16 protein-coding genes, 2 tRNA genes, 3 rRNA genes and 1 pseudogene are annotated in these 22,691 nt (G+C 65.9%); 19 read left to right on the plus strand and 3 right to left on the minus strand.

The features are described 5' to 3' along the window. Nucleotides 1–276 precede the first annotated feature (276 nt). The 5 genes from TMZ1T_RS01900 to rrf all read left to right on the plus strand — a co-directional run bounded on the left by TMZ1T_RS01900 (nucleotide 277) and on the right by rrf (nucleotide 5,468). Nucleotides 277–1,815, plus strand: a 16S ribosomal RNA gene (locus tag TMZ1T_RS01900). A gap of 71 nt (nucleotides 1,816–1,886) precedes the next feature. After that, nucleotides 1,887–1,963 (plus strand) — tRNA-Ile (locus TMZ1T_RS01905). A 22-nt stretch (nucleotides 1,964–1,985) separates the two neighbouring features. Beyond that, a tRNA-Ala gene (locus TMZ1T_RS01910) sits at nucleotides 1,986–2,061 on the plus strand. A 289-nt stretch (nucleotides 2,062–2,350) separates the two neighbouring features. Then, a 23S ribosomal RNA gene (locus tag TMZ1T_RS01915) occupies nucleotides 2,351–5,237 on the plus strand. A 117-nt stretch (nucleotides 5,238–5,354) separates the two neighbouring features. Next, nucleotides 5,355–5,468 (plus strand): 5S ribosomal RNA (rrf, locus tag TMZ1T_RS01920). Together the 16S, 23S and 5S rRNA genes with 2 tRNA genes alongside form the textbook arrangement of a ribosomal RNA operon. 159 nt (nucleotides 5,469–5,627) lie before the next feature. Here rrf and TMZ1T_RS01925 read toward each other — a convergent pair. After that, nucleotides 5,628–6,653, minus strand: coding sequence for an AraC family transcriptional regulator (locus TMZ1T_RS01925; RefSeq protein ID WP_004323280.1), 1,026 nt, complete (start codon nucleotides 6,651–6,653; stop codon nucleotides 5,628–5,630). 217 nt (nucleotides 6,654–6,870) lie between these two features. Between TMZ1T_RS01925 and TMZ1T_RS01930 the strand changes: the two genes are divergently transcribed. From TMZ1T_RS01930 to TMZ1T_RS01980, 11 genes are all read left to right on the plus strand, one after another. Next, complete coding sequence (locus TMZ1T_RS01930; protein WP_004323279.1) at nucleotides 6,871–7,704, plus strand: ABC transporter ATP-binding protein; 834 nt, start codon at nucleotides 6,871–6,873, stop codon at nucleotides 7,702–7,704. Nucleotide 7,705: 1 nt separating this feature from the next. Then, entirely contained in the window at nucleotides 7,706–8,596 is an 891-nt protein-coding gene (locus TMZ1T_RS01935) for a branched-chain amino acid ABC transporter permease (RefSeq protein WP_004323278.1), read from the plus strand. Then, complete coding sequence (locus TMZ1T_RS01940; RefSeq protein WP_004323276.1) at nucleotides 8,596–9,636, plus strand: branched-chain amino acid ABC transporter permease; 1,041 nt, start codon at nucleotides 8,596–8,598, stop codon at nucleotides 9,634–9,636. The genes TMZ1T_RS01935 and TMZ1T_RS01940 overlap by 1 nt, the downstream gene beginning before the upstream one ends. Nucleotides 9,637–9,685: 49 nt before the next feature. Next, the gene (locus TMZ1T_RS01945) at nucleotides 9,686–10,855 is read left to right on the plus strand and encodes an ABC transporter substrate-binding protein (protein WP_004323274.1); all 1,170 of its coding nucleotides are present in this window, start codon (nucleotides 9,686–9,688) and stop codon (nucleotides 10,853–10,855) included. Nucleotides 10,856–10,858: 3 nt separating this feature from the next. After that, entirely contained in the window at nucleotides 10,859–11,671 is an 813-nt protein-coding gene (locus tag TMZ1T_RS01950; protein ID WP_004323273.1) for an ABC transporter ATP-binding protein, read from the plus strand. A gap of 14 nt (nucleotides 11,672–11,685) precedes the next feature. Continuing rightward, nucleotides 11,686–13,515, plus strand: a complete 1,830-nt coding sequence (locus tag TMZ1T_RS01955; protein WP_012584426.1) for an AMP-dependent synthetase/ligase — start codon at nucleotides 11,686–11,688, stop codon at nucleotides 13,513–13,515. Further along, nucleotides 13,508–14,323, plus strand: a complete 816-nt coding sequence (locus TMZ1T_RS01960) for an enoyl-CoA hydratase/isomerase family protein (protein WP_012584427.1) — start codon at nucleotides 13,508–13,510, stop codon at nucleotides 14,321–14,323. Before TMZ1T_RS01955 ends, TMZ1T_RS01960 begins: the two co-directional genes overlap by 8 nt. Nucleotides 14,324–14,441: 118 nt before the next feature. After that, nucleotides 14,442–15,578 (plus strand): acyl-CoA dehydrogenase family protein, encoded by a 1,137-nt coding sequence (locus tag TMZ1T_RS01965; protein ID WP_012584428.1) that lies wholly within the window; start codon nucleotides 14,442–14,444, stop codon nucleotides 15,576–15,578. 16 nt (nucleotides 15,579–15,594) lie between these two features. Further along, nucleotides 15,595–16,794 (plus strand): thiolase family protein, encoded by a 1,200-nt coding sequence (locus TMZ1T_RS01970; protein ID WP_012584429.1) that lies wholly within the window; start codon nucleotides 15,595–15,597, stop codon nucleotides 16,792–16,794. A gap of 19 nt (nucleotides 16,795–16,813) precedes the next feature. Continuing rightward, nucleotides 16,814–17,581 carry an SDR family NAD(P)-dependent oxidoreductase gene (locus tag TMZ1T_RS01975; RefSeq protein ID WP_004321104.1) on the plus strand — a complete coding sequence of 256 codons (768 nt, stop codon included), beginning with the start codon at nucleotides 16,814–16,816 and terminating at the stop codon, nucleotides 17,579–17,581. Between the two features lie 10 nt (nucleotides 17,582–17,591). After that, nucleotides 17,592–19,160, plus strand: coding sequence for an acyl-CoA synthetase (locus TMZ1T_RS01980; RefSeq protein WP_012584430.1), 1,569 nt, complete (start codon nucleotides 17,592–17,594; stop codon nucleotides 19,158–19,160). A 34-nt stretch (nucleotides 19,161–19,194) separates the two neighbouring features. On the opposite strand, the gene TMZ1T_RS01985 is transcribed toward TMZ1T_RS01980, so the two are convergent. Further along, entirely contained in the window at nucleotides 19,195–19,686 is a 492-nt protein-coding gene (locus tag TMZ1T_RS01985) for an RrF2 family transcriptional regulator (RefSeq protein WP_004321108.1), read from the minus strand. 120 nt (nucleotides 19,687–19,806) lie between these two features. Here TMZ1T_RS01985 and TMZ1T_RS01990 point away from each other — a divergent pair, with 120 nt between their 5' ends. From TMZ1T_RS01990 to TMZ1T_RS20415, 3 genes and pseudogenes are all read left to right on the plus strand, one after another. Next, nucleotides 19,807–20,163 (plus strand): hemerythrin domain-containing protein, encoded by a 357-nt coding sequence (locus TMZ1T_RS01990; protein WP_004321110.1) that lies wholly within the window; start codon nucleotides 19,807–19,809, stop codon nucleotides 20,161–20,163. Further along, nucleotides 20,160–20,513 carry a ferredoxin FdxA gene (gene fdxA / locus TMZ1T_RS01995; RefSeq protein WP_012584431.1) on the plus strand — a complete coding sequence of 118 codons (354 nt, stop codon included), beginning with the start codon at nucleotides 20,160–20,162 and terminating at the stop codon, nucleotides 20,511–20,513. The genes TMZ1T_RS01990 and fdxA overlap by 4 nt, the downstream gene beginning before the upstream one ends. 150 nt (nucleotides 20,514–20,663) lie before the next feature. Then, a pseudogene (locus TMZ1T_RS20415) lies at nucleotides 20,664–21,371 on the plus strand (putative bifunctional diguanylate cyclase/phosphodiesterase); the annotation flags it as partial. Between the two features lie 119 nt (nucleotides 21,372–21,490). Here the strand turns inward: TMZ1T_RS20415 and TMZ1T_RS02000 are convergent. Beyond that, a complete protein-coding gene (locus tag TMZ1T_RS02000; RefSeq protein ID WP_012584432.1) occupies nucleotides 21,491–22,591 on the minus strand; it encodes a methyl-accepting chemotaxis protein in 1,101 nt (366 codons plus the stop codon). Nucleotides 22,592–22,691 lie beyond the last annotated feature (100 nt).

Raw genomic sequence — 22,691 nt, forward strand, 5'->3', positions numbered from 1 at the left:
GCCGGAATCGACTCATAAGAATCTTCGATTCATTTTGTGTTGACGGATTTTCTCGGGTCTCTATAATGCGCGGCTTCCCGAACGCAACAGCGAATCGGCGAAACAGGAAAGCAGCTGAATTCTTTCCTTGCTGCAAGACGGCAGATCTTTAAAAACTTGGACAACCGATAAGTGTGGGTGCTTGGTTGTTGTGGTCGGCGACTTTGGTCGCATAGGTATCACAATGATTGGTGCTCATGCTGATGTAAGTCAGTATTTTGAGTACTTTGCTGGATTGAACTTAAGAGTTTGATCCTGGCTCAGATTGAACGCTGGCGGCATGCTTTACACATGCAAGTCGAACGGCAGCGGGGGCTTCGGCCTGCCGGCGAGTGGCGAACGGGTGAGTAATGCATCGGAACGTGCCCATGTCGTGGGGGATAACGTAGCGAAAGCTACGCTAATACCGCATACGCCCTGAGGGGGAAAGCGGGGGATTCTTCGGAACCTCGCGCGATTGGAGCGGCCGATGTCGGATTAGCTAGTAGGTGAGGTAAAGGCTCACCTAGGCGACGATCCGTAGCGGGTCTGAGAGGATGATCCGCCACACTGGGACTGAGACACGGCCCAGACTCCTACGGGAGGCAGCAGTGGGGAATTTTGGACAATGGGCGCAAGCCTGATCCAGCCATGCCGCGTGAGTGAAGAAGGCCTTCGGGTTGTAAAGCTCTTTCGGCCGGGAAGAAATCGTGGTCTCTAACATAGGCCATGGATGACGGTACCGGACTAAGAAGCACCGGCTAACTACGTGCCAGCAGCCGCGGTAATACGTAGGGTGCGAGCGTTAATCGGAATTACTGGGCGTAAAGCGTGCGCAGGCGGTTTTGTAAGACAGATGTGAAATCCCCGGGCTTAACCTGGGAACTGCGTTTGTGACTGCAAGGCTAGAGTACGGCAGAGGGGGGTGGAATTCCTGGTGTAGCAGTGAAATGCGTAGAGATCAGGAGGAACACCGATGGCGAAGGCAGCCCCCTGGGCCTGTACTGACGCTCATGCACGAAAGCGTGGGGAGCAAACAGGATTAGATACCCTGGTAGTCCACGCCCTAAACGATGTCGACTAGTCGTTCGGAGCAGCAATGCACTGAGTGACGCAGCTAACGCGTGAAGTCGACCGCCTGGGGAGTACGGCCGCAAGGTTAAAACTCAAAGGAATTGACGGGGACCCGCACAAGCGGTGGATGATGTGGATTAATTCGATGCAACGCGAAAAACCTTACCTACCCTTGACATGTCTGGAACCTTGCTGAGAGGCGAGGGTGCCTTCGGGAGCCAGAACACAGGTGCTGCATGGCTGTCGTCAGCTCGTGTCGTGAGATGTTGGGTTAAGTCCCGCAACGAGCGCAACCCTTGTCACTAGTTGCCATCATTTGGTTGGGCACTCTAGTGAGACTGCCGGTGACAAACCGGAGGAAGGTGGGGATGACGTCAAGTCCTCATGGCCCTTATGGGTAGGGCTTCACACGTCATACAATGGTCGGTACAGAGGGTTGCCAAGCCGCGAGGTGGAGCCAATCCCTTAAAGCCGATCGTAGTCCGGATCGTAGTCTGCAACTCGACTACGTGAAGTCGGAATCGCTAGTAATCGCAGATCAGCATGCTGCGGTGAATACGTTCCCGGGTCTTGTACACACCGCCCGTCACACCATGGGAGTGGGTTTCACCAGAAGTAGGTAGCTTAACCTTCGGGAGGGCGCTTACCACGGTGAGATTCATGACTGGGGTGAAGTCGTAACAAGGTAGCCGTATCGGAAGGTGCGGCTGGATCACCTCCTTTCAAGAGATCAGGCCATGATGGCCAAGTATCCACAACTTATCGGTTGTTCAGGCGAGAAGAGCCTCGGATGAGGGTCTGTAGCTCAGCTGGTTAGAGCACCGTCTTGATAAGGCGGGGGTCGTTGGTTCGAACCCAACCAGACCCACCAATCAAGGGTTGCTCGAGACAGGGGGGCTGTAGCTCAGCTGGGAGAGCGGCGGCTTTGCAAGCCGTAGGTCGTCGGTTCGATCCCGACCAGCTCCACCAGGACTGTCCAAGCAACAGGTTCGAGAAGTAAGAGATGTCGATGGCGCTCGAAGATCGTGGCGTCGTCATCTCTTACTTCTTGGTCGGCAGCTTCGGCTGTCGCGCGTAGAGGTTTGCTCTTTAACAAAGTGGAAGAAGTGTAGTACGTACCGAGCCGGTGCGTACTGCAAGTTGTGTGATTGCATCGATCCAGGCTGAGCTTGTCAGCGCAGGCTGGATCGCACAAACGAGTTCGTTCCTGTACGCGGGCCTTCGGGATGGCAACATCGAAGAGGGTCCAAGGTTATAGGATCAAGCGACTAAGTGCATGTGGTGGATGCCTTGGCGATCACAGGCGATGAAGGACGTGTAAGCCTGCGAAAAGCGTGGGGGAGCTGGCAATAGAGCATTGATCCCACGATGTCCGAATGGGGAAACCCGGCCCGCAAGGGTCATCTCACACTGAATACATAGGTGTGTAGAGGCGAACCGAGCGAACTGAAACATCTAAGTAGCTCGAGGAAAAGAAATCAACCGAGATTCCGTAAGTAGTGGCGAGCGAACACGGAAGAGCCTGCACGACTAAACCATCAGCTTAGCAAAACGGTCTGGAAAGTCCGACGATACAGGGTGATAGTCCCGTATGCGAAAAGCCGGTGGCGGGTCTGAGCGTGCGACAAGTAGGGCGGGACACGAGAAATCCTGTCTGAAGATGGGGGGACCATCCTCCAAGGCTAAATACTCGTGATCGACCGATAGTGAACCAGTACCGTGAGGGAAAGGCGAAAAGAACCCCGGGAGGGGAGTGAAATAGATCCTGAAACCGCATGCATACAAACAGTGGGAGCCTCGAAAGGGGTGACTGCGTACCTTTTGTATAATGGGTCAGCGACTTACGTTCAGTTGCGAGCTTAACCGAATAGGGGAGGCGTAGCGAAAGCGAGTCTGATAAGGGCGTCAGAGTAGCTGGGCGTAGACCCGAAACCGGATGATCTATCCATGGCCAGGATGAAGGTGCCGTAACAGGTACTGGAGGTCCGAACCCACTAACGTTGAAAAGTTAGGGGATGAGCTGTGGATAGGGGTGAAAGGCTAAACAAATCCGGAAATAGCTGGTTCTCCCCGAAAACTATTTAGGTAGTGCGTCGTACGGACACTTGCGGGGGTAGAGCACTGTAATCGTTGGGGGGGTCATTGCGATCTACCCCGCGATAGCAAACTCCGAATACCGCAAAGTGATATACGGCAGACAGACATCGGGTGCTAACGTCCGGTGTCAAGAGGGAAACAACCCAGACCGCCAGCTAAGGTCCCAAATGCATGGCTAAGTGGCAAACGAGGTGGGAAGGCATAGACAGCTAGGAGGTTGGCTTAGAAGCAGCCATCCTTTAAAGAAAGCGTAATAGCTCACTAGTCGAGTCGTCCTGCGCGGAAGATGTAACGGGGCTCAAGCCATGAACCGAAGCTGCGGATGTGTCTTTGACACGTGGTAGGGGAGCGTTCCGTAAGCCTGCGAAGGTGTCTCGTAAGGGATGCTGGAGGTATCGGAAGTGCGAATGCTGACATGAGTAGCGATAAAGGGTGTGAAAAGCACCCTCGCCGTAAGCCCAAGGTTTCCTGCGCAACGTTCATCGGCGCAGGGTGAGTCGGCCCCTAAGGCGAGGCAGAAATGCGTAGTCGATGGGAAACAGGTCAATATTCCTGTACCGCTCTTAGATGCGATGGGGGGACGGAGAAGGTTAGCTCGGCCATCTGTTGGAATAGGTGGTTTAAGCGTGTAGTCGTGCCGCGTAGGCAAATCCGCGTGGCTTAGATGAGGCGTGATGACGAGGATCCTCGGATCCGAAGCGAGTGATACCCAGCTTCCAGGAAAAGCCTCTAAGCTTCAGTCTAAGAGTGACCGTACCGCAAACCGACACAGGTGGGCTGGTAGAGAATACCAAGGCGCTTGAGAGAACTCAGGAGAAGGAACTCGGCAAATTGATACCGTAACTTCGGGAGAAGGTATGCCCCTGGTACGTGAAGGCCCTCGCGGCCGGAGCGGAACGGGGTCGCAGAGAATCGGTGGCTGCGACTGTTTATTAAAAACACAGCACTCTGCAAACACGAAAGTGGACGTATAGGGTGTGACGCCTGCCCGGTGCCGGAAGGTTAAGTGATGGGGTGCAAGCTCTTGATCGAAGCCCCGGTAAACGGCGGCCGTAACTATAACGGTCCTAAGGTAGCGAAATTCCTTGTCGGGTAAGTTCCGACCTGCACGAATGGCGTAACGATGGCCACACTGTCTCCTCCTGAGACTCAGCGAAGTTGAAATGTTTGTGAAGATGCAATCTCCCCGCGGCTAGACGGAAAGACCCCATGAACCTTTACTGTAGCTTTGCATTGGACTTTGACGGGACTTGTGTAGGATAGGTGGGAGGCTTTGAAACCGGGACGCCAGTTCCGGTGGAGCCAACCTTGAAATACCACCCTGGTGTCGTCGAGGTTCTAACCCAGGCCTGTGAATCCAGGTCGGGGACCGTGCATGGTGGGCAGTTTGACTGGGGCGGTCTCCTCCCAAAAGGTAACGGAGGAGTACGAAGGTCACCTAGGTACGGTCGGACATCGTACTGATAGTGCAATGGCAAAAGGTGGCTTGACTGCGAGACCCACAAGTCGAGCAGGTGCGAAAGCAGGTCATAGTGATCCGGTGGTTCTGTATGGAAGGGCCATCGCTCAACGGATAAAAGGTACTCTGGGGATAACAGGCTGATTCCGCCCAAGAGTTCACATCGACGGCGGAGTTTGGCACCTCGATGTCGGCTCATCACATCCTGGGGCTGTAGCCGGTCCCAAGGGTATGGCTGTTCGCCATTTAAAGTGGTACGTGAGCTGGGTTTAAAACGTCGTGAGACAGTTTGGTCCCTATCTGCCGTGGGCGCTGGAAGTTTGAGAGGGCCTGCTCCTAGTACGAGAGGACCGGAGTGGACGCACCCCTGGTGTACCGGTTGTGACGCCAGTCGCATCGCCGGGTAGCTATGTGCGGAAGAGATAACCGCTGAAAGCATCTAAGCGGGAAACTCGCCTCAAGATGAGACTTCCCCGGGGCCTCGAGCCCCCTGAAGGGTCGTTGAAGACCACAACGTTGATAGGCCGGGTGTGTAAGCGTGGCAACACGTTCAGCTAACCGGTACTAATTGCCCGTGTGGCTTGATCCTATAACCTTCAAAACAAAACGAACTCAACCCCCTGGTTGCCAAAACAACGCAACCAGACAATCACACAACACTTCTTCCTAACTTTGGCCTGCAAACCACGCAGGCAACAAGTCAAAGTCTGACGACCATAGCTGTGTGGAACCACCCCTTCCCTTCCCGAACAGGACCGTGAAACGCACATGCGCCGATGATAGTGAGGTCCGCCCTCGTGAAAGTAGGTCATCGTCAGACTAACCACACCAACACAACGCCCCACGCACACATCCGTGCCTGGGGCGTCGTGCCGTCTACGCAGAACGCAGGGGTTGAGCCCCCGCGGACCCGTCCCCGGGTACGCGCGCCGCAAGGCGCGAACGCGGCCGCCGTCCGTTCGGCGACCACGTCACAGGCTCAGCGGCCCGCCCCCGCCCTGCGGTAGCTGCCTGGCGGGGATCCCGTCCATTGCTTGAAGGCGCGATTGAAAGCCGCGGGATCGTCGAAGCCGAGATCGGCGCCGATGCTGCCGATCGGCTCGTCGGTGCGCGAGATCCGCGCGATGGCGACGTCGCGGCGCAGCGCGTCCTTGACCGCCTGGAAGTGCGTTCCTTCCGCATCGAGCCGGCGGGCGAGCGTGCGCGCCGAGATGTGCAGCATACGGGCAACGTCTTCCACGGACTGCGGGCTTCCCAGCCCGGCTTCGAGCAGATCGCGCACGCGGTGCGTGAACAGCCGCTCGCTCACGGAGACGTGGATCCAGTCCATCGGCGCCTTGCGCAGGAAGGCCGACAGCGCGGCCTTGTCCTGGCGGATCGGGGCGTCCATGAAGGCCGGCTCGATGTAGAGCGCGGTGAGCGGGCGATCGAAGCAGGCCGGGCCGGCGAACATGTTGATGTACTCACCCGCATGCGGCGGCGCCGGATAGGCGAGATCCACGCGCGCGAACAGGAGCTTGCGCTCGATCATCCACGAAGCGATGCCCTGCACCAGCATCAGCATCAATTCGAGGATCAGGGGGCGGTGGGGTTGGAGCGCAACGCGCTCGACGAGCGCGATGCGGCTCAGGCCCTCGTCCTCACCCAGCTCGAAGTGCAGATCGTCCAGCACCAGGCGGAAAAACCAGCAGAAGCGGTGCAGCGCGACGCGCAGGTTGGCGGCGTCGAGCATTCCAAGGCACAGGAACTTCAGCGTGCCAGGGCGCAGCGGGCGTGAGAACAGCCCTGGCGTCTCGTCGTCGAGTTCGACCGCGAGGGTGCGGTAGAAGAGCGCGAACTGCTCGACCGTCACACGGGCCGATTCGTGTTCCAGCAGCGCGGAAGCGATCCCGGCGCGCTCGACGCATTCCAGGGCCAGCGGCCTGTGCTCACCCAGCCGATCCAGGATCTGGCAGACCATGCGGATGGAGACGGTGACCGCCGGTGCGTGCTGACGCTCGTTCATGTGCAAGAGATTGGTGGCAGAAAATGTCAATCGATTGGCCGGTTCTGTCATCCACAAGGTCGGCCATACTGCCTAGTATGGCGTGCAAATAGCTGCAGCGAAAAGTTTTATGTCTGCGTCGGCGGTTCGAGGCCTCTCGTGTGGTCGCGCTCGCTGGCAATTAAAGCACAGCACGCACAGGTCACCCGCAAAGAGGTGGCCGGCAGGAGGAGACAAGGTGCATCCAGGCAAGGCCAGTCCGATCCTCGAGGTCGAGGGGCTCACATTGTCGTTTGGCGGCATCAAGGCGCTGACCGACGTGGGCTTCGAAGTCGCTCCGGGGTCCATCACCACCGTCATCGGTCCGAACGGCGCGGGTAAGACCTCGCTGTTCAACACGATCTCCGGTTTCTACAAGCCCTCGGTGGGGCGCATCCGCTTCCAGGGCGCGGACATCACCGCCACCCGCCCGCCCGAGCGCGCCCGGCTGGGCCTGGCGCGCAGCTTCCAGAACATCGCGCTGTTCCGCGGTATGACCGTGCTCGACAACATCAAGCTCGGTCGTCACGCCCACTTGCGCACCAACGTCTTCGATGCGCTGGTCTATTTCGGCCGCGCCCGGCACGAAGAGATGAAGCTGCGCGAGGAGATCGAGGAACGCATCATCGACTTCCTCGAGATCGACCACATCCGCCACATGCCGGTGTCGGTCCTCTCCTACGGGCTGCAGAAGCGGGTGGAGATGGCGCGCGCGCTGGCGATGCGACCCAAGGTGCTGATGCTCGACGAGCCCGTGGCGGGCATGAACCGCGAGGAGACCGAGGACATGGCGCGCTTCATCCTCGACGTGCGCGAGGAGTGGGGCGTGACGGTACTGATGGTCGAGCACGACATGGGCATGGTCATGGACCTCTCCGACCACGTCGTGGTGCTCAACTTCGGCCAGGTCATCGCCGACGGCACGCCGGCCGAGGTGCAGGCCGACCCCGAGGTGATCAAGGCCTACCTGGGCTCGGGCGAGGTCTCCGAGCTGCGTCAGCGCCTCCACCAAGCGCTTGCCGTGGAGGCCTGAGATGAGCCTGGAATTCGACTGGCTGTTCCTCGCCGAGATCATGCTCGCCGGCCTCGGTGCCGGCGGCCTGTACGCGCTGACCGGCCTCGCCTTCGTGATGATCTACAAGGCCACGCGGGTGGTGAACCTGGCCATCGGCGAGATGCTGATGATCGGCGCCTACCTGTGCTTCGGCCTGGCCACCGCCATGAACCTGCCGATGTGGCTGGCGATCCTGGTCGCAGTGATCGGCAGCGGCGGGGCCGGCGCACTGCTCGAGCGCGTGGCGATCCGCCCCATGCTGGGCGAGTCGCCGATCGCGGTCTTCATGGTCACCGTGGGCCTGGCCTCCATCCTGGTCGGCGTCGTCGAGCTGATCTGGACCTCGGAGCCGCGCCGCCTGCCGGAGTTCATGCCCGCGACGCCGGTGATGATCGGCGAGGCCTTCGTGCCGTCCAAGGTGTTCTACGGCTTCCTCGTCGCGGCCGTGCTGATCGGCGTGGCGCTGGCGGTGTTCCGCTTCTGGCGCGGCGGCGTTGCGCTGCGGGCGACGGCCTCGGACCAGCAGGCGGCCTACTCGATGGGCATCGACGTGCCCAAGGTGTTCTCGCTGTCCTGGACGGTGGCGGCGATGATCGCGGCGATCGCCGGCGTCATCGTCGGCGCGGTGGGCGGCATCTCCTCGACGATGGGGGTGTTCGGCCTGTCGGTGCTGGTGGTGGTGATCGTCGGCGGCCTCGACAGCGTGCTCGGCGCGCTGGTCGCCGGCCTCCTCATCGGTGTCGTCGAGTCGCTCGCGGGCGGCTTCCTCGGCGGCGAGTACAAGCTGCTGGCCACCTTCCTGATCCTGATCGTCGTGCTGCTGGTCCGTCCCTACGGACTGTTCGGCACCCACGAAATCGAGAGGCTGTAATGCGCATCGGAACCGCACGCTCTAGCTACCGCCACGACGAGGCGCTGTTCGACAGCCGCACCCAGCACGCCTGGCTGGCGATCCTCGCCGTCGCGCTGATCGGCTTCCCCTTCCTCGCCGACGAGTACTGGCTCTACCTCGCCTGCCTGGTGGCGATCAACATCGCCAGCACCACCGGGCTCAACATCCTCACCGGCTACACCGGGCTGGTGAGCCTGGGCCAGGCCGCCTTCATGGGCATCGGTGCCTACACCGTCGCCGCGCTGGAGCAGAAGCTGGGCGCGCCGGTACTCCTCAACCTGCTCGCCGGCGGCTTCGTCGCCATGCTCGGCGGGCTGGTGGTGGGCCTGCCCTCGCTGCGGGTCAAGGGCCTGTACCTGGCGATCGCGACCATCGCCGCCTCGGTGGTGCTGCACTTCGTGTTCGCCAACTGGCATGCGGTCACCGGCGGCCATGCGGGCATCACCCTGGTGCCGGCGGAGATCCTCGGCCTCAGCTTCGACACCTCCTTCCGCCTGTACTGGCTGTTCGTGCCGATCACCATCCTGATGGTGGCCGGCGCGGCCAACCTCTTCCGCACCCGCATCGGCCGCGCCTTCATCGCCATCCGCGACCGCGACATCTCCGCCGAGGTGCTGGGCATTCCGCTGCTGCGCTACAAGCTGCTGTCCTTCGGTCTGTCGTCCTTCTACGCCGGGGTGGCGGGCGGGATGTGGGCCTACTTCTTCCGCGTGGTCACGCCGGAGAGCTTCCCGCTGATCCTGTCGATCTTCTTCCTCGCCGCGGTCATCGTCGGCGGCATGGGCACCATCCTCGGCGCCATCCTCGGCGCGGTCTTCATGACCATGGTGCCCGAGGCGCTGAAGCTCGTCGTCGGCTGGCTGCCGCTGTCGGCCGACGCCACGCTGATCCTGTCGCCGGTGCGCACCATCGTGTTCGGCGTGCTGATCGTCGGCTTCCTGGTGTTCGAGCCGCTCGGCCTGCAGGAGATCTGGCGCCGCATCCGCCGCTTCTTCCACCTCTGGCCGTTCCGCGCCTGAGCTTTCCTCGCCGCACCGCTTCACCCCATATCAAGAGAAGGAGACAAGCATGAGAAGAACCGTACTCAAGAGCCTGCTGGCCACCGCGATCCTCTCCGCCACAGCCGGCCTGCCCGCAGCCCGGGCGGCCGACAAGGAGATCGTCATCGGCGGCTCCATCCCGATGAGCGGCGTGTTCGCCTTCGCGGGCATCGGCATCCACGCCGGCATCCAGGATTACGTGAAGATGGTCAACGCCGCCGGCGGCATCGCAGGCCACACGCTGCGCTACGTGCCCGAGGACAGCGCCTACAAGGTCGACCAGTCGGTGGCGGCGTTCAAGAAGATCACCAGCCAGAACAAGGTGAACTTCTACTACGGCGACTCCACCGCCTTCAGCAAGACCATCAACCCCGAGCTCGACCGCGCCGGCTCGATGATCATGTCGGGCGCCTCCTTCGCCACCGAGCTCAACGACCCGAAGAAGTACCCTTACCAGTTCGTCGCCGGCCCGGACTACACCCAGCAGTTCGGCATCCTGCTGCGCTACATCGCCCAGCAGAAGCCCGGCGCCAAGGTGGCCTTCGTCCATTCCGACACCGAGTTCGGCCGCGACCCGATCGAGACCAGCCGCGGCGTGGCCAAGGCACTCGGGCTCGACGTCGCCATCGAGATCATGACCCCGCCGGGCGCGGTCGATGTGTCCACCGAGATCGCCAAGCTGCGCCGCGCGCGGCCCGACTTCACCATCTTCCACGGCTACATCCTCGGCCCCATCCCCGAATTCATCGGCCAGGCGCGCCAGATGGGCCTGGACACCCAGTTCATGGGCACCTTCTGGACCATGGACAACTCGACCGTGATGCAGATGGGCGAGCTCGCCGAAGGCTTCATGGGCGTGATGCCCTACAACTACTACTACGACCAGAGCGCACCGGCGCCGATGCTCGACAAGATCCGCGCGATGCGTCCCGAGTACCAGAACGTGCCCTACATCCAGGGCTTCCTGTCGGCCATGCTGTACGCCGAGTCGGCCCGCCGCACGCTGGCCGCAGGCAAGGAGATGAGCGCGGCCAACCTCAAGGCGGCGCTCAACTCGATCGAGAATTTCGACACCGGCGGCCTGATCGGCGTGCCCGTCACCCTCCGCGGCAACACCATCCCGGTCGGCCGCATCTACCGCGCCGACACCAAGGCCAGGCGCATGGTGCCGGCCTCCGACTGGATCGTGCTGGAGTAAGCGATGAGTGCGGCCGAATCCGTCCTCGAGGTGAACAACATCGAGGTGATCTACAACAAGGCGGTGCAGGTGCTGCGCGGCCTCTCGCTGGCGGTGCCGCGCGGGCAGATCGTCGCCCTGCTCGGCTCCAACGGCGCCGGCAAGAGCACCACGCTCAAGACCGTCTCCGGCCTCCTCGGGCTGGAGAACGGCGAGCTGACGCGCGGCGAGATCCGCTTCGAGGGCAGGCCGCTGGCGGATTCCAAGCCGCACGAGCTGGTGCGCGCGGGGCTCTTCCACGTGATGGAGGGGCGCCGCGTGTTCGAGGACCTCAGCGTCGAGGAGAACCTCGTCGCCGCCACCTACGCACTCACCGGGCGCAAGGGCGAGAAGGCCGACAAGGAGCTCGTCTATGAATACTTCCCGCGCCTGTACGAGCGCCGCAACGGCCTCGCCGGCTATCTGTCGGGCGGCGAGCAGCAGATGCTGGCGATCGGCCGCGCGCTGATCGCCCGCCCCAGGCTGATCCTGCTCGACGAGCCCTCGCTGGGCCTCGCGCCGCTGCTGGTGGAGAACATCTTCCGCATCATCGCCCGCATCAACGCCGAGCAGAAGGTGTCGATGCTGCTGGTGGAGCAGAACGCCTCGGTGGCGCTGGCGGTGGCGCACTACGGCTACATCATGGAGAACGGCAAGGTCGTCACCGACGGCCCGGCCGAGCGTCTCGCCGGCGACCAGGACGTGCGCGAGTTCTACCTCGGCATGGGCGGGCACGGCGAGATGAAGAGCTTCCGCGACATCAAGCACTACAAGCGCCGCAAGCGCTGGCTGTCGTGATCGAGAGGGTGGCCATGAGCAACAACCTACCCACGCTGACCCTGCCGCAGATGCTGCGCGAGCAGGCGAGGCTGCAACCCGGGCGGCCCGCCATCCGCCAGAAGGACTTCGGCATCTGGCAGGCCATCGGCTGGGACGACTATTACCGCCGCGCGAGCCATGTCGGCCTCGGCCTGCGCGCGCTCGGCCTGCCCGCCGGCGGCCATGTCGGCGTGCTCGCCGAGAACCGCATCGAATGGGTGCTGGCGCAGATGGGCTGCGGCCTCGTCGGCGCCATCGCGGTCGGCGTCTATCCGACCAGCCCGGCACCCGAGGTGGCCTACGTGCTCAATCACGCCGACGTCGAGGTCGTGGTGTGCGAGGACCAGGAGCAGACCGACAAGGTGATCGAGGCGCTCGACCAGCTGCCGCACCTGCGCGCCATCGTGGTGATGGAGACCAAGGGCCTGCGCAACGCCGACGAGCGCGTGCGCGATCGCATCCTGTCCTTCGCCGACCTGGAGCGGCTCGGCGTCGAATACGAGGCCACCCACCGCCACCTGGTCGAGGAGACCCTGGCCGCGCAGCGGCTCGACGACCTCGCGCTGATGATCTACACCTCGGGCTCCACCGGCAAGCCCAAGGGCGCGATGATCCGCTACGCCAACATCCGCGGCGTCGCACCCGGCATCATCGACCGCCTCGGGCTCGCGGCCGACACCGTGCACCTGTCCTACCTGCCCCTTTGCCACGTCGCCGAGCAGATGCTGACCACCTTCTGCCCGATCTACCTCGGCTCCACCGTCGCCTTCGGCGAGTCGATCCGCACCGTGCAGGAGGACCTGCGCGAGATCGCGCCCACGATGTTCCTCGGCGTGCCGCGCATCTGGGAGAAGCTGCACTCGGCGATCACGATCCGGATGCAGGAGAGCGGGCCCGTGCAGCGCTGGCTGTTCGCACGCGCGCTGGCGGCCTGCGCGCCCTTCGCCCACAAGTCGGCGGCGCAGCGCACGGCGGGCGAGCGCCTGACCCACGCCATCTGCTACGGCCTCATCCTGCGCGCGCTGCAGAACTTCATCGGCCTGCGCAAGGCGCGCGTGGCGCTGACCGGCGCGGCGCCGATCCCGCCCGCAGTGGTGCACTTCTTCCGTACCCTCGGGGTGCCGCTGGTCGAGGTCTACGGCCTCACCGAATCGACCGGCATGATCACCGGCCAGCCGCTCGACGCGGTGGCCTTCGGTTCGGTCGGCACGCCCATCCTCGGCGTCGAGCACCGCATCGGCGCGCGTGGCGAGCTGCTGGTCCACGGCGAGATGGTCTTCGCCGGCTACTACAAGAACCCGGAGGCGACCGCCGACGCCATCCGCGACGGCTGGCTGCACACCGGCGACGTGGTCGAGGAGCGCGACGGCCAGCTCTACATCGTCGATCGCCTCAAGGACATCATGATCACCGCCGGCGGCAAGAACCTGACGCCGTCCGAGATCGAGAAGGCGATGAAGTCCAGCCCCTACATCAAGGAGTGCATCGTCGTTGCCGACGGGCGCAAGTTCGTCTCGGCGCTGATCCAGATCGACTACGAGACGGTGTCGAGATGGGCCGAGGGCCGCCAGATCCCCTTCACCCACTTCCGCTCGCTGGTCGAGCACCCCGAGGTGCGCGCGCTGATCGAGGCCGAGATCGCACGCGGCAACGCCCAGCTCGCCCAGGTCTCGCACATCCGCCGCTTCCACCTGCTGAACAAGGAGCTCGACCACGACGACGGCGAGGTCACGGCGACCATGAAGGTGCGTCGCGCGAGCGTCTACAAGACGTACGCCGACGTGATCGAAGCCATGTACCGGGGAGGGGCCGCCCATGCCTGACCCGATCCACGGCGACTGCGTGCGACTCGAGCGTGAAGGCGGGCTCGCCTTCATCACCCTCGACCGCCCGCAGGCGCGCAATGCCCTCGACCTGGCGATGGGGCTGGGGCTGCGCGACGCCGTGCGCGAACTTGCCGCCGCGCCGCCGCGCGTGCTCGTGCTGCGCAGCAGCGGCGCGCACTTCATGGTCGGCGGCGACGTGCGCCGCTTCGACGCCCTGCTCGGCGAGTCGCAGGTCGCCTGTACCGACGAGATCGGCCGCCTCATCGATGCGGTGCACGAGGCCGTCACCGGCCTCACCCGGCTGCCTTGCCCGGTGCTGGGTCTGGTGGGCGGCTCGGTGGCGGGCTTCGGCCTGGCGCTGGCCATGGCTTGCGACCTGCTGGTCGCGGCCGACGACGCGCGCCTCGTGCTCGCCTACGGTGCCATCGGCGCCACGCCCGACGGCGGCGCGAGCTGGCAGCTGCCGCGCCGCGTCGGCCTGCAGCGGGCGCTCGCGATCGCGCTGCTCGACCCGCAGCTCGATGCGGCGCAGGCGAGGGAGATCGGCCTGGTGGCCGACGTGGTGCCGGCAGCGCAGCTGGCCGAGGCCGGGCTGGCGCTGGCCCGACGCCTGGCCGCGGGACCGGCCGCCGCCCAGGCCGGCATCAAGCGCCTGCTGCGCGCGGGCCTCGACACCGACCTGGCGACGGCGCTCGACGCCGAGAAGGCGAGCTTCCTCGCCCTCTCCGCGACGCCGGACTTTGCCGAGGGCGTGCGCGCCTTCTGCGAGCGGCGGCCGGCGCGCTTCGCGCGACCCTCCGGCTAGGCTCGCCCGCGACGCGCTGCTCGAGCGCCTTCCACCCGCAATCCCCGTCGGCGTGCCCAGGCATGCCCGCCCCTTTATTGCCCGTCGTCTGCGCACGGCGGCTTCGCATGGAGACACCATGGACTTCCAGTTGAACCCGGAGCAGCGCGAGATCCGCGACCTGGCGCGCCGCTTCGCCGAGCGCGAGATCGCCCCCCGCGCCGCGCAGGCCGATCTCGACAAGGCTTTCCCGACCGAGGTGCACCAGCGCGCGCAGGAGCTCGGCCTGCTCGGCATCAACCTGCCCGAGACGGTCGGCGGCGGCGGCCTCGGCTGCCTGGAGCTGGTGCTGGTCACCGAGGCTTTCTGCCGCGGCTGCCTGGGCATCGGCACCGCGCTGTGCGTGAACGCGCTCGCCACCGAGCCGATCGTCATCGCCGGAACCGATGCGCAGCGCAGCCGCTACCTCGGCGCCGCGGCCCGCGGTGCGCTCGCCAGCTTCGCGATGACCGAGCCCGGCGCCGGCTCCGACGTGGCCGGCATCCGCACCCGCGCCGAGCGCGTCGAGGGCGGCTATCGCCTCACCGGCAGCAAGATCTGGATCTCCAACGCCAACCTCGCCGAGTTCTGCGTCGTCTTCGCCAAGACCGCGCCGGACGGCGGCCACCGCGGCATGAGCGCCTTCATCGTGCCGCGCGCCAGCGCCGGCCTGACGGTGGGCGAGCCCTTGGGCAAGCTCGGCCAGCGCTGTTCGCCCACCTGCGAGGTCTTCCTCGACCAGGTCTTCGTCCCCGAGGACCACCGCCTCGGCGAGGAGGGCGGCGGCTTCGCGCTGGCGATGGCGGTGTTCGACCACTCGCGCCCGATGGTGGCCGCCTTCGGCGTCGGCCTCATCGAGCGCTGCCTCGACGAGTCGCTCGCCTACGCCACCCAGCGCAGCAGCATGGGCAAGCGCCTGATCGACCACCAGGCCGTGGCGCACAAGCTCGCCGAGATGCGCATGAAGCTCGAAGCCGCGCGCCTGCTCACCTACCAGTCGGCCTGGCTGCTCGACCAGGGTCGGCCGAACACCATCGAAGCCTCGATCGCCAAGGCCTTCGCCGCGGACGCGGCGATGTGGGCGGCGACCGAGGCGGTGCAGATCTTCGGCGGCATGGGCTACTCGACCGAGTACCCGGTGGAGAAGCTCTTCCGCGACGCCAAGGTGCTGCAGATCTACGAAGGCACCAGCGAGATCCAGCGCAACATCATCGCCCGCGAACTGCAGCGGGCATGAACCCGAGGACCCGGAAATGAACCCAAGCAATCCATCGAACCCTAACGAGGCGCTGATCCTGGGCGCCGTGCGCACCCCCTTCGGCCGCCGCGGCGGCGCCCTGCGCGAGACCCGCCCGGACGAGCTCCTCGCCACCGCCATCGGCGGCGTGCTGGCGCGCACCGGCCTGCCTGGCGACAAGGTCGGCGACGTGCTCGCCGGCTGCGTCAGCCAGGCCGGAGAGCAGGGCGCCAACATCGCCCGCCAGGCGCTGCTGATCGCCGGCCTGCCCGCCGAGGTGCCGGGCGTGTCGATGAACCGCATGTGCGGCTCCAGCCAGTACGCCACCCACGCCGCGGCGCAGGCGGTGGCCGCGGGCGACCTCGACTTCGCCATCGGCTGCGGCGTCGAGAGCATGAGCCGGGTGCCGATGTTCCTCGACCTGACCCTGGGCCGGGGCGACTTCCGCGGCTTCGACAACTTGCACCCGAAGATCCTCGAACGCTTCGCCATCCCGCACCAGGTCGAGAGCGCCGAGCGCATCGCCGGGCAGTGGAAGATCTCGCGCACCGAAATGGACGACTACGCGATCGAGAGCCACCGCCGCGCCGAGGCCGCGCGTGCGGCCGGCGTGCACAGCGAGATCCTGCCGGTGGCGGGGGTGGACAAGGAGGGCGGGGCGATCACGCTCGCGCACGACGAGGGCATCCGCGCGGTCATCGACGTCGAGCGCATGCGCGCCATGCAGCCGGTGTTCCGCCAGCCCGGCGAGGGCGGCGTGACCGCGGCCAACGCCAGCCAGATGTCGGACGGCGCCGCTGCGGTGCTGGTGGGCCGCCGCGCCGCCGCCGAGGCGCTCGGCATCCGGCCGCGCGCCCGCTTCCGCGCCCGCGTCGCGGTCGCCTCCGACCCGGTGCTGCAGCTCACCGGGGTGATCCCGGCGGCGCGGCGCGCGCTCGAGATGGCCGGGCTGTCGATCCGCGACATGGACTGGATCGAGGTCAACGAGGCCTTCGCCAGCGTGGCGCTGTGCTTCGTGCGCGAGTTCGCGCCCGACCTGGATCGCCTCAACCCCTGGGGTGGGGCGATCGCCCACGGCCACCCGCTGGGCGGCAGCGGCGCCGGCCTGCTGGCCAAGATGCTCGCCGGCCTCGAATGCCGCGACGGCCGCTTCGGCCTGCAGGTCATGTGCATCGGCCACGGCATGGCCACCGCCACCGTCATCGAACGAATCTGAGACACAAGGAGCACACGCAATGAAGATCGCAAACTCGGTATTCCTGGTGACCGGCGGCGCCTCCGGGCTGGGCGCGGCCACCGCGCGCATGGTGGTCGAAGGCGGCGGCAGGGTGGTGCTCGCCGACCTCAACGAAGAGGCCGGCAAGGCGTTGGCGGCCGAACTCGGCGCGGCGGCCCGTTTCGTGCGCACCGACGTCACCGACGAGGCCTCGACGCAGGCGGCGGTCGAGGCCGCGGTGCAGGGCTGCGGGGGCCTGCACGGCCTGGTGTGCTGCGCGGGCGTGGCGCCGGGCGAGAAGGTGGTGGGCAAGGACGGCCCGCATGGTCTCGACCGCTTCGTTCGCGGCGTGATGATCAACCTTGTCGGCACCTTCAACCCGATCCGCCTCGCCGCCGCCGCGATGAGCAAGGCCGCGCCCAACGAGGAGGGCGAGCGTGGCGTGATCGTCACCACCGCCTCGGTCGCCGCCTTCGACGGCCAGATCGGCCAGGCGACGTATGCGGCGTCCAAGGCCGGCGTGGTCGGCATGACGCTGCCGATCGCGCGCGAGCTGGCACGCTACGGCATCCGCGTGATGAGCATCGCCCCCGGCATCTTCGAGACGCCGATGCTGCGCGGGCTGCCGCAGGCGGTGCAGGATTCGCTCGGCGAGATGGTGCCTTTCCCCTCGCGCCTCGGCCGCTCCAGCGAATATGCGCAGCTGGTGCGTTCGATCTGCGAGAACCCGATGTTGAACGGCGAGGTCATCCGTCTCGATGGCGCGATCCGCATGGCAGCCAAGTGAGGAGCCCGGCATGAACCCCGTACACACGACCATGATTCCCGCCGACGTCCGTCGTGCCGGGCGCAACCTGATCGGCGACGCCTTCGCGCGCTCGGTGCGCCGCAACCCCGAGCGCGAGGCGCTGCGCTTCGAGGGGCGCAGCTGGCGCTACGCCCAGCTCGACCGTGCCGCCAACCGCGTCGCCAACCGCCTGCTCGGCCTCGGCCTGGCGGTCGGCGATCGCGTCGCCGCCTATGGGCGCAATTCCGACGCCTACGTGCTGCTGTGGCTGGGCTGCGTGAAGGCGGGGCTGATCCATGTCCCGATCAACTACGCGCTGCTCGACGCCGAGCTGCGCTACATCGTCGAGCAGTCGGGCGCGCGTGCGTTGTTCTGCGACGCCGACATGGCGACCCACGTCGAGGCCCTCGGCAGCGACCTGCCCTGCGAATGGCGCGGCACGCTGCACGGCGGACAGGAGCGCGACGTCCTCGAGTGGGCGCAGGCCGGCGGCACGGACACGGCCCCGGCGATCGCGCTCGACGAGGAGGCCATCGCGCAGCTGCTGTACACCTCGGGCACCACCGCCGCGCCCAAGGGCGCGATGATGAGCCATCGCGCGCTGCTCGCCGAATACACCAGCACGCTGCTCGCCACCGACATCCGCGCCGAGGACTGCGCGCTCGCCGCGCTGCCGCTGTACCACTCGGCGCAGATGCACGTCTTCCTGATGCCGCAGCTGCTGGTGGGCGCGACCACCCTGCTGATCCAGGCGCCGCAGCCCGAGCGCTGCTTCGAGCTGATCGAGCGCGAGCGCGTGACGTCCTTCTTCGCCCCGCCCACGGTGTGGATCGCCTTCCTGCGTCATCCGGCCTTCGAGCCGGCGCGGCTGGCCTCGCTGCAGAAGGGCTACTACGGCGCCTCGATCATGCCGGTGCCGGTGCTGCAGGAGCTGGCCGCAAGCCTGCCGGCGCTGCAGCTCTACAACTGCTATGGCCAGAGCGAGATCGCCCCGCTCGCCACCGTGCTGCGTCCGGAGGAACACGCCGAGCGCCCCGCGTCCGCCGGGCGGCCGATCTTCAACGTCGAAACCCGCATCGTCGACAGCGACCTCAACGACGTGCCTGCGGGCGAGATGGGCGAGATCGTGCACCGCTCGCCGCAGCTCATGAGCGGCTACTGGGACAAGCCGGAGGAGACCGCGGCCAGCTTCCGCGACGGCTGGTTCCGCTCGGGGGACGTCGGCTACCTCGACGAGGCCGGCTATCTCTACATCACCGACCGCATCAAGGACATCATCAAGACCGGCGGCGTGGTGGTGGCGAGCCGCGAGGTGGAGGAGTGCCTGTACACCCACCCCGCGGTGGCCGAGGTCGCGGTGATCGGCCTGCCCGACGAGCGCTGGATCGAGGCGGTGACGGCGGTGGTGGCGCTCAAGCAGGGCGCGCAGGCCACGGCCGCAGAGCTGATCGCCCACGTGCATGCCCGGCTGGCGGCCTTCAAGGTGCCCAAGCGGGTGTTCTTCGTCGAGGACATGCCGCGCAACGCCTCCGGCAAGCTGCTCAAGCGCGAGCTGCGCGTGCGCTACGCGGAAACCTGAGCGCACCGGGTGGCGGTACCCGTGCCGACTCGCCTCAGTCTGCCCGGGTGCCCGGCCTGATCTCGATCGTCGGCCGGGGGGCTTGCGCGTCCGCTTGCGGGATGCCGAGCACGGCGTGCAGCTGCCCGTCGTCGCCGATCAGGTCGGCGAGCGTGAGGCGGTCGAGGGCGGCAAAGAAGGCCTGCAGGGCGCCGGCCAGTGCGCCCTTGAGCCGGCAGGCCGGATCCAGCAGGCAGTGCGATCCCGATCCGAAGCACTCGACCAGCTCGAAGCTGGGCTCCATCCCGCGGACCACGTCGCCGAGACCGATCTGCGTCGCCGCACGCGCCAGCCGGAGTCCGCCGCCCTTGCCGCGCGCGCCGTCGACAAAACCCTTCGCCACCAGCCCGGTGACCACCTTCATCAGGTGGCTGCGCGAGATGTCGAAGCGTTCCGCCACTTCCTTGATGGTCACGCGTCGCTCGGTGCAGGTGCCGAGGTACATGAGCAGGCGAAGCGCGTAATCGGTGTGCTGGGTGATGTTCATCGCGAAGGAGCGCCGGGGCGTATGGCGGGCTGCATGGTAGCAGCAATAGATTCATTTCTGTTGACTCTTTTAAAGATGCATTTAATATGTATCTTAAAGGCCTCGACCGAAGGAGCTGCCATGAAACGCCACCCCCATCTCGTCCGGCTGTCGCGCGAACACCATGCCGCGCTGCGGCTCGGCAGGCATCTGCTCGCCGGCGGCGCGGCGGCCGAGCTGCGCGCGGAACACGTCGCGCTCGTCACCCACTTTGCCGAGGAAGAGCGCGAGCTGGCCCCCTTGCTCGAAACGGGCGGTCACGGCGCACTCGCCGCGCGCCTGCGCGCCGAGCATGCCCACCTGAGGTCCCTGTTCGCCACCGCAGCGGACGGCGTGCGCGAGGCCGCGGCCGGGCAGGCGCTGATCGACCATGTGCGCTTCGAGGAGCGCGAACTGTTTCCGGCGATCGAAACCCTGTTCGAGGAAGTGCTGCCATGACCCATGTCGTCACCGAAGCCTGCATCCGCTGCAAATACACGGATTGCGTGAGCATGTGCCCGGTCGACGCCTTTCGCGAGGGGCCGAACTTCCTCGTGATCGACCCCGAGGAGTGCATCGACTGCACCCTGTGCGTCGCCGAGTGTCCGGTCGATGCGATCGTGCCGGAAGATGAGTTGAGCGACGAGCAGCGCGAATACCTCGCCCTCAACGCGGCGCTGGCGAAGGACTGGCCGCGTATCGTCGAGGCGCATGCGCCGCTGCCCGATGCCGATGCATGGGCGAAGGTGGCCGACAAGCGCGCGTGGCTCGACACGGCGCGGGCGGGCGACCCCGACGCGAAGGCATGAAACGGCGCCCGGGCGGGCGCCTGCACGCAATCCTCATGAACCGGGAAGAGGGTGGCAGCGGATACAGCGAGAAGGCGAGGACAGCGCACGCGAGATGCGCATCGATGCGGAGGAGATCGTGCATCCGCCGCAATCATGTGGACGATGGCTATGCCGAGGACCGGGCTGCCCAACCGGATGCTGTTCCATGACCGTCTCCGCCATGCGATCGCCCGCCGCAACCACGGCGCGCTGGCGGTGCTCTTCCTCGACCTCGACCGCTTCAAGCAGGTCAACGACGGCTACGGCCACGACGTCGGCGACGCCTTGCTGCGCGAAGTCGCGGCACGCCTGTCGTCCTGCCTGCGGGCCGAGGACACCGTGGCCCGCTTCGGTGGAGACGAGTTCGTCGTCCTCATCGAGGACCTGCCCGGGACGGCGTTCGCGGCGAAGATCGCCGCCCGCCTCGCCGAGCCGGTGCTCATCGGCGGGCGCACGCTTCCGGTGTCCGCCAGCGTGGGCATCGCCCTCCATCCGCGCGACGGCCGCGACCCGCAGACCCTGCTCAAGAATGCCGACACGGCGATGTACCGTGCCAAGGAGTCGGGCCGGGGCGGGTTCTGCTTCTACGCCGGGGAGATGAACGCGCAGGCACATCGGCGCCTCGACCTCGAGAACGGCCTGCGTCGCGCCCTCGCCGAGGGGCGGCTGGAGGTGCATTGCCAGTCCCAGGTGTCGCCCGGGGACGGACGCCTGTGCGGGGTGGAGGCGCTGGTGCGCTGGCGCCATCCGCGCGAGGGGACGATCGGGCCCGACGAGTTCATCCCGATCGCGGAGGAGACCGGCCTGATCGTTCCGCTCGGCCAACATGTGCTGCGCACGGCCTGCCTGCGAGGGCGACCGGCCGCTCTTGCCCGCACTGCGCGGATCCGGTCGCCGCAGCGCCCGGCGCCTGAGCGGCGCCCGTCGCGTACGCCGGATGCCGGCGCGGCGCGTACTCAGCGACCGACGGCCTTGTCCAGCATCCTGCCGAGGCCGCGCATCACCATCAGGTTTGCCCGCTCCATCGCCTGCAGTTCGGCGAGCGCCTCCTCCAGTCGGCCCTGTGCGTGCAGTTCCACGGCGCGCCGCGCATGCACGTGCACCGCGCGATGCGGGTCTTCGAGTTCCCCGTAGCCCGGCAGCCCGGCGAAGTGCTCGCGTCCCTCGCCGTCGTAGTACCACTGGCCGAGGCGGCAGTGCCGCTCGTCGGGCAGGTCTGCGGGGCGCAGCGTCGATACGCCGAGGAAGACCTTGTACACCTCGAGCTTGAGCGCGAGTTCGTCGATGTTGGCGAGCTCGACGTTGGCGAGCAGGGCGGAAGAGGTCACCGCCCGTTCCATGCGGCGCGACAGCTCGAGCAGGTGCTTCATGCTGGAGACGGCCTGCGTGCTGTCCGCGGCGTGGCGTCCGGCGTCGGCGGCGCCGAACTCCATGACCTCCCGCGCGGCGCGCGTCTCGTCCTGGATGTTCTCGACCAGGGTGGCGATCTCGGTGGTGGCCTTCGCGGTGCGCTCGGCAAGCTTGCGCACCTCGTCCGCCACCACCGCGAAACCCCGTCCCGCGTCGCCGGCGCGCGCAGCCTCGATCGCCGCGTTGAGGGCGAGCAGGTTGGTCTGGTCGGCGATCTCCTTGATCAGGCGGACGATGCCGCCGATCTCCTCGGCCCGACGGCTCAGGATGCCGACGTTCCCCGACGCCTCGCCCATGCGCTCGAAGGTGGCGTGGAGATTGCCGGCGATCCGCTCGAACGCGGCGCGGCTGGTGTCGGACTGCGCCGCCGCTTCGAGCGCCGATGCCTTTTCCTGGTTGAGGGTGCCGGCGAGGCCCAGGAAGGATTCGCGCACGCCGCCGAGCGAGTCGCCAAAGCTGCCCAGGCTGGCGAACACGCCGCCCAGCACGGTGCGCTCGCGGCGCAAGGCGTCGGTCTGCGCGCGCAGCTCGGACTGCTCCGCCTCGAGGTCGCGGATACGTTCCTGCAGGGCGGCGTTGGCCTGCTCGAGCAGCAGGTTCTCGGCTTCGCTGGCGCGCAGCCTGTCTCTCGGTCCGGAGAAGAACATCGGGGGCTCTGGTAGGATATTTAAAGTGGAGTATCAGATGAATCTTTTGGCCGGTCAAGCCGCGCATTGCGTCCGCGCCCACGTCGATTTGCGGTGGGTC

Origin of the sequence: Thauera aminoaromatica (assembly GCF_000021765.1) — a bacterium.
Taxonomy (GTDB): Bacteria; Pseudomonadota; Gammaproteobacteria; order Burkholderiales; family Rhodocyclaceae; genus Thauera; species Thauera aminoaromatica.